Genomic DNA, 8,464 nt, shown 5'->3' on the forward strand with positions numbered 1-8,464 from the left:
GGGAAACAGGACGCCTGAGTATACGACGCTGCGGGGGCAAATTGAACCCCAACGGAGTTCGTTGGCTGCGGCAGCGACGCCCTCCTGCGTGAGCGAAAAACCTGAATATCACTGCCGCTCAATGGCCGGTGGCGCCCAGGTCCCATTGGAAGCTTCGGGCTTCGGCGCATAAAGCCGGAACACCAGCTGAAAATCACCGTCCGGCGCCGGCAGCCAGTTCGACACACGCGCCTTCGCAGGCTCAGCAGCCGAAACGGAAATATCGACGGAACCATCACGGTTCTTCTTCAACCGGTCCCGGTCGTTCAGCGAAAGCCGCAGCGCCTTGTCGTCGATCAACGCACCGTCCTTGGTGTACGCCGTCAACGTCCAGAACCCGCGCACCGGCGGCAACTGGTTCGGCGCGAAATGCAACACGTACTCATTCGCGCCGTTCAGCGCGTGGCCGTCGCTGTCGGAGAACGCCACCGGCTTCACCTCGTCGTCCTTCGTGCCGGTACCCGGCTGATGCCGCGCCAGGAACCCGCGCAACGTGTAGTCAGTGTCGTAGTTGCCCGCGCCGTCGCCGAACCATACCCAGCCGTTACGGCTGATCGCGTTCGACGGCACCGTATCCACCCGCGTGCGGCCGTCGGCAAGACCGGACGCCAGCAAGTCGGCATCCGCCGGACGGAACTGCACCGGCTCACCCGCCTTCACGCCAAGATCAGCCAGCAAGCTCACGGCGTGCGGATCATTCGGAACCGGCGGATTGTCCTGCATCGCCTTCGCCAGACGCGTGAAAAACGCAGTGGCATCGAGCGAATCGGCTTTGTCGCCGCCCGTCACCACCGTTGGCGTGCTGGCCGTCACGTTCGGCCAGGCGCTGCCGGCGGTGGCGACACTGGTTTTATCGGCGGAAGGCGCTTCAATGCCCATTGCCGTCTGCAGCTTGCGGGCTTCACGCACGTCGCGCTGGCCATTCACACGCACACGGATCGAAAGCCACACGTAGCGGGTGGGCGCGTCAACCCGCGTCACGCCGTCAGGGAGCGGGCCCGTATAACCCGCCGGGACAAAGGCAATCACGTTGGCCTGTTCCGCCGCCAGCCTGGCCGCTCGCACCGCCTTCGCACTCAGCTTTTTCACCGGCGCGGGCCGGTCCCCCGCGCGAGGGATGCTGGAGTAAATCACGTTGGTCCATGCATCGAAGGCGCGGGCATCGTAATAACGGCCGCGCGGTGCATTGGGCAGGGAAACCAGCACCGGTCCGCTGGAGACATCCAGCCACGCGGTCGACTCAAGCGTGTCCACGCTCGGCCGCCCCGACGCGCCGACCGGCGGCAGCGCCGTGGCATGCCGCAGCGTATTCACGGGCGCCTGGCCGGGCCGCGATGCATCGCCGCCCGTGGCTTTCTCCCGTGCAAGATCCGACACCACCAGCGGATATCCGAACACATAGGCATCCGCCACCTGATCCTTACGCCAGCCATCCCCGCTGGTCACAATGGGCGCCTGCGTCGCGCACCCGCCCAGTACCGCCAGACTGCTCAATCCAGCGGCAACCCATAGCGCCGCGTACAACGAAACTGCCCAGCGTCGATTATTTTTCATTCGAATTAAGGATTTGTTTAAGCTTTCACTTCGTTCGTCGAGTGCGCGGCCGGTCCTCGTTCCCCGGTCTTCTGCCAATCCGCGCCGCGGCGCTTAATCTATCTTGAAACCGGTTTTTATCTTATCCAATGGCGATAGGCAAGGAGCGCGTAACGCTTCTTGAACGCCCTGCCGGTGTTTCAGAAATATTTCGACCGGTTCAGGCATCGCGTAACATGATTTTTTCGGTTTTTTTTGCCAGTTCTTTCTCATCTGTCCACGAGCCGCGATGTATCCGCCCCCATGCTTCGAAGAAAAACACGTAGAGGTTTTACATCGGTTAATGGCTGACAATCCGCTTGCGGCCCTTGTCACGCATGACCCAAACGGTCTGGACGCGAACCACGTGCCATTCGGATTCGACAGAAACCAGGGCGAGTACGGAATTTTGCATGCCCACGTGGCGCGGGCAAATCCCATTTGTCAGGAGATTGAGAGCGATTCTGACGCACTGGTTATTTCCCAGGGAGCGTCCGGTTATATATCGCCGACTTTTTAAATGGAAGCCAGCGAAACCGACGCGGCAACAACCCTCGCCGACGCGATGCTGAACGCGCCCCCTCCTATTGAAAATACGCCTTGACCTTCCAATCATTGGAATGTCGATACTGGTTACATCGAGCTGATTCGATGGCTCGCACTGAACCGGGAAACCTTGTCATGTCCGCACCATCTGTTCCAACCGCCCATCCGGCTGCCGCTGCAACGTTGTCCACCGCTGAGTTCGCTATTGGCGGGATGACGTGCGCGTCGTGCGTGCGGCGCGTCGAAAAGGCGCTGGCGAAAGTGCCGGGCGTGGGACAGGTGTCGGTCAACCTGGCGACCGAAAAAGCGACGGTCCACGCCGACACGTCGGTCTCGCGCGACCAACTTGTCGCCGCCGTGACCAAGGCCGGCTACGAGGCGACCTTCATAGAACCGGAAGCCGCGCCTGTCGCCGCGCCCGTGCACACGGGCGAACTCGTGGCGGTGGTCGTGGCGGCGCTGCTGACCCTGCCGCTGGTCCTGCCCATGCTCGGGCTGGATCTTCATCTCGGCGCCTGGGTATCGCTGGCGCTCGCCAGCATCGTGCAATTCGTGCTCGGCGCGCGCTTTTACGTCGGTGGCTTCAAGGCAGTGCGCGCAGGCGAAGGCAACATGGACTTGCTTGTCGCGCTCGGAACCTCCGCGGCCTGGGGATTAAGCGTGTACGAGCTGTTCGCCCATCCCGGCGTGTCCGCTCATCTCTATTTCGAAGCGGCGGCGGTGGTGATCACGCTCGTGCGCTTCGGCAAATGGCTCGAAGCCCGCGCCAAGCGGCAAACCACCGACGCCATTCGCGCACTCGATGCGCTGCGCCCGGAACGCGCGCGGATTCGCGATGCGGCGACCGGGAACGAGCGCGACGTCGCGCTGGCGGATGTGCGCAACGGGGATGTGGCAATCGTTCGGCCGGGGGAACGCCTGCCGGTTGACGGCCTGATTCGCGAAGGCCGCACGCACGTGGATGAGTCGCTGATCACCGGCGAAAGCCTGCCCGTGGCGAAGGAAACCGGGGCACGCGTGACCGCGGGTTCGATCAACGGCGAGGGGGTGATCGCCGTGGAAACGACCGCGACCGGTGCAGAGACCACGCTGGCCCGGATCATCCGGCTGGTTGAATCGGCACAGGCCGAGAAGGCACCTATTCAGCGGCTGGTGGACCGGGTATTGGCGATATTCGTGCCGGTGATTCTGGGCATCGCGCTCGTGACGCTGGCCGGCTGGTTGCTGATGGGCGCGGGCGTGGAAACAGCCGTGCTGAACGCGGTCGCGGTGCTCGTGATCGCCTGCCCTTGCGCGCTCGGTCTGGCAACGCCCGCCGCAATCATGGCCGGAACCGGCGTCGCGGCCCGGCATGGTGTGCTGATCAAGGACCCGCAGGCGCTGGAAATGGCGCATCGGATCAGGATTGTCGCCTTCGATAAAACCGGCACACTGACTGTCGGCAAGCCGTCCATGACCGCGTTCGAGGCGGATGAAGGGGTGGACCAGGCAGAAGCTTTGGGGCTGGCGGCGGCCGTGCAAAGGCTCAGCGATCACCCGCTGGCGCGCGCGGTCGTTGCGGCCGCTGATGAGGCCGAGGTTCAGGCTATTACCGCGAGCGATGCGAAAGCGGTGGCCGGTCGCGGTGTCGAGGCGCGCGTGGGTGAACGCCATCTGACGATAGCCAGCGATCGTTGGCTCGACGAGTTGCGGCTGGTCGCGCCGGAACGGCTGGCTGCTCGCGCGGCAGAACTGGAACAGCTTGGGAATACGGTGTCGTGGCTGGTGGATCTGGTCGGGACCCGCGGCGCAGGTGATGTTTCACGCGCTGCGACGCCACACGTGCTCGCCCTGCTCGCTTTCGGCGACTCGCTGAAGCCCGGCGCCCGCGCCGCTATCGCCCGGTTGAGCGCGATGGGTATCAAAAGCGTGCTGCTCACGGGCGACAACGCCGGCAGCGCGGCCAGCGTGGCGAAATCGCTTGGCATCACACCCGACACCGTTCACGCGCAGATGCTCCCCGCCGACAAGGCGCGCGTGATCGCGGAACTGAAGGCGTCGGCGCAAGGCGCGGTGGCGATGGCCGGCGACGGCATCAACGACGCGCCCGCGCTCGCCGCCGCCGATATCGGCATTGCGATGGCGACCGGCACCGACGTCGCCATGGAAGCCGCCGGCATCACGCTGATGCGCGGCGATCCGGCTTTGGTGGCGGATGCCATCGATATCGCGCGGCGCACGTATCGCAAGATCCAGCAGAACCTGTTCTGGGCGTTCGTGTACAACCTGATCGGCATTCCGCTCGCCGCGTTCGGACTGCTCAATCCGATGCTCGCGGGCGCAGCCATGGCGTTTTCAAGCGTAAGCGTGGTGACAAACGCATTGCTGCTGCGCACATGGCGTGCTCAGGCCGGCCTGGTCCCCGCCGATGCCGATGCCAATGCCCGCGGTCTCGACGGCAAGCCGATCACGCGGCCCGCGTAACGGGCTTCTTTCGGCGCGTCGCGGCACATCGCTTCGATCCGGCCGGCGATATCCGGATCGAAGGCCGCCGACTTCGCGCCGTTGCTTGTATCGACATGAAGCAGCATCTGTTCGCTCGCCGAGACGGGCTCGGCTCCCTCCCCTGCGAACATCTCCATGTACAGGTGCACGCGCTTGGCGTCGAATGCGAGCACCGACGCCTCCACGCGAACCGCCGTACCTTCCTTGATTTCGTGCAGGTAGTTGATGTGCGCCTCGAGCGTGAACAACGAACGGCCGCGCGAGGAACGGCCGGCTTCGTCCAGACCGATGCGGTCCATGAACGCATCGGTCGCGAGGCTGAAGATCAGCATGTAGAACGCGTCACGGAGATGGCCGTTGTAGTCGACCCATTCGGGCCTCACCGTGTCGCGATGGATGGTGCGGTTATGCGTCACTCGTATGCCTTCTCTAGTCCGCTATGCCGTGGCGGGATTTAGCTTGCGCGATGGCCGTCATCACGCTCGTGATGCAGTCGTCGCGGTAACGTTCCAGTTGCTTGATGGAATGTTCGCCTTGCTGGTCCGTCGTGCCCTCAACCACCCGGTCGATCAGTTCGTCCGTGAGTGTCGGCGCAACCAGCTTGGTCCACGGTAATTCTAGCGCCGGTCCGAATTGCTGCATGAAATGCCGCATGCCGGCCTCGCCGCCTGCGAGCGTATAGGTCAGGAACGTGCCCATGAACGACCATCGAATGCCTGCGCCGAAACGAATGGCGTCATCGATTTCGCCGGTGGTCGCAACACCTTCGTTGACCAGGTGAAGTGCTTCGCGCCAGAGCGCTTCCAGCAGGCGGTCCGCGATGAAACCCGGGACCTCTTTGCGAACTCTCAGCGGGCGCATGCCTATCGATTCATAAAATGCCGATGCTGCTTGCAGCGTTGCTTCCGAGGTTTGCTCGCCGCCAACCACTTCGACCAGCGGTAACAAATAGACCGGATTGAACGGATGGCCCACGATGCAGCGCGACGCGTCTTTGGCGCTCGCGTAGAAATCCGTCGGAAGCAGGCCTGACGTTGACGACGCAATGATGGCTTCCGGTTTTGCGGCCCGGGAGACTTTCTCGTGGAGCGTCAGTTTCAGGTCTTCGCGCTCTGGAGCGCTTTCCTGAATGAAGTCGGCGTTGGCGACGCATTCCTCGATGGTCGCAACGAAGCGCAGTCTTTCCTTCGATGCACCCTCGGCCAGCCCTACTCGTTCGAGCGCCGGCCATGCATTGGCGACGTTCGCCCGAAGCTGCTGCCCGGCGCCCGGCGCCGGGTCCCACGCCACCACGTCAAGTCCATGCGCTAACGCTCGCGATACCCAGCCGCTTCCTATGACTCCCACGCCCAACGCAGCAAACGTCCTGACTTGCATATACCGGATTCCTTATTAATTTGATGTTCTACTTGCCTTGATACTTCATGCTTGCCTTGAACCTGAAATCCCGCGTGTCGCACGGCCTGCGTCGGCGGGTTTCAGGTTGGCATCTTCTCTGCACTTACGCGAATTGCTCGATCTTGCGGCGGTCCAGCAAACGCTCGCCGCGTGCCGGCAGGTTCAGCTTCTTTCTGCCCTCCGCCGGCGTCAGCGCACGACCGCCCAGACGCTCGATGATCTCTACCGCTCGCTGAACCAGCGTCCCATTGCTCGCATGCACGCCACGGTCCAGATACAGGTTGTCTTCAAGACCCACGCGCACGTGGCCGCCTAACAACATCGCCTGGGCGACCATCGGCATCTGCATGCGGCCGATGCCAAACCCCGCCCATTGCGCGCCGGCCGGCATGTTGTCGACCATCGACTTGAACGTGCCCACGTCAGCCGGTGCGCCCCATGGAATGCCCATGCATAGCTGGAACAAGGGCGCGTCATCCAGCAAACCTTCCTTCTGCATCTGCTTGGCGAACCACAAGTGGCCTGTATCGAAGATCTCGAGTTCCGGCTTCACGCCCAGCTCTTGTATCCGCTTCGCGCCTGCCCGAAGTTGCGCGGGCGTGGATACGTAGATCGTGTCGCCATCGCCGAAATTCAGCGTGCCGCAGTCCAGCGTGCAGATCTCCGGCAACAACTCTTCCACGTGTGCGAGCCGGGTCAGGCCACCGACCAGGTCGGTGCCTGCGCCGAACTGCATCGGCGCTTCGCCTGCGCCAATTTCCAGGTCGCCGCCCATGCCCGCGGTCAGGTTGATGATCACGTCCACATCCGATGAACGGATGCGGTCCACCACCTCGCGGTACAACGCCGGGTCGCGGCTGCCGCGGCCCGTGCGCGGATCGCGGACATGGCAATGCGCAACGGTGGCTCCCGCCCGCGCGGCCTCGATGGCCGCCTCCGCGATCTGCCTGGGCGTGACGGGAATAGCCGGGTGTTTGCCCGTGGTGTCTCCTGCGCCTGTTACCGCGCAAGTCACGATCACTTCATGGTTCATGTTGCATCGTCCTTTCAAAGGCCAAGATATTGCTTCACTGCCGGCAGGCCGTCCTTGCCGTCAACCGTCTTTACGCCCGCAAGCCACGCATCCAGCACCTGGGGATTTTTCTTCAGGTAATCCTTGGCTGCGTCGGCGGGGCGCTCCTTGGCCATGACCGGGATCATCAACTGGTTCTCCAGTTGCGTGGTGAACCGCAGGTTCGAAACCAGCTTGCCGGCGTTCGGGCAGCGCGTCAGGAAGTCGGGGTTGGTCAGCGTATAGACGCGTGCTTCGCCGTAGTTCGGACCGAACACCGCGTCGCCGCCGGAGAGGTAGTTCATCTTGATCTGGATGTTCATCGGATGTGGTTCCCAGCCGAGGAACACGACCCACTTCTTGTCGCGCACGGCGCGGTCGACCGTGACCAGCATGCCGGCTTCACTCGATTGCACCAGCTTGAAGCCGCCCAGGCCGAACTGGTTGGTATCGATCATTTTCTGGATCTGGGCGTTTGCGCTGCTGCCCGGCTCGATGCCGTAGATCTTGCCGTCGAGCTCGTCCTTGTGTTTCGCGATGTCCTGGAAGGTCTTCAGGCCGGCGTCGTATTCATAGCTGGGCACGGCGAGCGTTGCCTTGGCGCCCGAGAGATTCGGCGGGTCGAGCTTGTCGATCTGCTTGGCGTCGATGAACGGCTGGACTGCCTTCTCCTGCACGGGCCACCAGTAACCCAGCGAGACGTCGATCTGCTTGGTCTTCAGGCCGGCGAGCGAGATGGGCACCGAGGCCTGGGTGATCTTGGGGTCGTAGCCAAGGCCCTGGAATACGACTGATGCGAGCGCCGTGGTCGAGGTGATGTCGGTCCAGCCGATATCGACGAATCGAACGGTGCGGCAGCTTGCGTCTTCCTTGCTTTGCGCGGATGCGCCCAGGGAAGTCAACGCGAGAAATAGACAGGCGAGCAGCTTTTTCGTTGTCGGGAGTGATGTCATGGCTTCCTGTTCCAGTAATTTTCCGTGAGGGACAGACGCGTTCGGATATGTCCGACCGTGCGTAAAAGTAACGCCGCATAATCGTGGGGAGGCGACCGGTTGCGACCGGGAATTGACTGTCAGCGACGGTTTTTCTCGTTCGCACTCGGGCAGGGGGCTGGTCGGGCGGTTAGTGGGTGGGGTTGATGTTGGGCGCCAGGGGTCCGGGGTTAGCGGTCGGAGTTTGTGCCGGGTTGCCAGGTTCCGGGGTTAGCGGTCGGGGTCTATGCCGGGTTGTAGGTTCCAAGGGTAGCGGTCGGAGTCAGTGCCGGGTTGCTGCTTTCGGCGTTAGCGGTCTGCATGAGTCGGATTTTCTCTTTATCACTATTAGCCACTGTGCGTGGCGGCACGTCATTTCTTTGTCCAAAGCGACAAAGAAACG

At 62.9% G+C, this 8,464-nt stretch carries 7 protein-coding genes; 2 read left to right on the forward strand and 5 right to left on the reverse strand.

Features of this window, described 5'->3' with window-relative positions:
* Positions 1-108: 108 nt before the first annotated feature.
* Positions 109-1,593: a DUF1254 domain-containing protein gene (locus ABH944_RS42830; RefSeq protein ID WP_404615185.1), complete on the reverse strand. Its 1,485-nt coding sequence runs from the start codon at positions 1,591-1,593 to the stop codon at positions 109-111.
* A gap of 268 nt (positions 1,594-1,861) precedes the next feature.
* Here ABH944_RS42830 and ABH944_RS42835 point away from each other — a divergent pair, with 268 nt between their 5' ends.
* Both ABH944_RS42835 and ABH944_RS42840 read left to right on the forward strand, forming a co-directional pair.
* Entirely contained in the window at positions 1,862-2,131 is a 270-nt protein-coding gene (locus tag ABH944_RS42835; RefSeq protein WP_404615183.1) for an FMN-binding negative transcriptional regulator, read from the forward strand.
* Between the two features lie 161 nt (positions 2,132-2,292).
* Complete coding sequence (locus ABH944_RS42840; protein ID WP_404615181.1) at positions 2,293-4,620, forward strand: heavy metal translocating P-type ATPase; 2,328 nt, start codon at positions 2,293-2,295, stop codon at positions 4,618-4,620.
* Here ABH944_RS42840 and ABH944_RS42845 read toward each other — a convergent pair.
* The 4 genes from ABH944_RS42845 to ABH944_RS42860 all read right to left on the reverse strand — a co-directional run bounded on the left by ABH944_RS42845 (position 4,542) and on the right by ABH944_RS42860 (position 8,043).
* Positions 4,542-5,057 carry a thioesterase family protein gene (locus ABH944_RS42845; RefSeq protein WP_404615179.1) on the reverse strand — a complete coding sequence of 172 codons (516 nt, stop codon included), beginning with the start codon at positions 5,055-5,057 and terminating at the stop codon, positions 4,542-4,544. The two genes, ABH944_RS42840 and ABH944_RS42845, sit on opposite strands and share 79 nt — an antisense overlap.
* A gap of 13 nt (positions 5,058-5,070) precedes the next feature.
* Positions 5,071-6,018 (reverse strand): L-carnitine dehydrogenase, encoded by a 948-nt coding sequence (locus ABH944_RS42850; RefSeq protein ID WP_404615177.1) that lies wholly within the window; start codon positions 6,016-6,018, stop codon positions 5,071-5,073.
* Positions 6,019-6,142: 124 nt separating this feature from the next.
* Positions 6,143-7,072 (reverse strand): 3-dehydrocarnitine:acetyl-CoA trimethylamine transferase CdhC, encoded by a 930-nt coding sequence (gene cdhC / locus ABH944_RS42855; protein ID WP_404615175.1) that lies wholly within the window; start codon positions 7,070-7,072, stop codon positions 6,143-6,145.
* A 14-nt stretch (positions 7,073-7,086) separates the two neighbouring features.
* Positions 7,087-8,043 carry a choline ABC transporter substrate-binding protein gene (locus tag ABH944_RS42860; protein WP_097269022.1) on the reverse strand — a complete coding sequence of 319 codons (957 nt, stop codon included), beginning with the start codon at positions 8,041-8,043 and terminating at the stop codon, positions 7,087-7,089.
* Positions 8,044-8,464 lie beyond the last annotated feature (421 nt).

Origin of the sequence: Caballeronia udeis, from assembly GCF_044909315.1 — a bacterium.
Taxonomy (GTDB): domain Bacteria; phylum Pseudomonadota; class Gammaproteobacteria; order Burkholderiales; family Burkholderiaceae; genus Caballeronia; species Caballeronia udeis_A.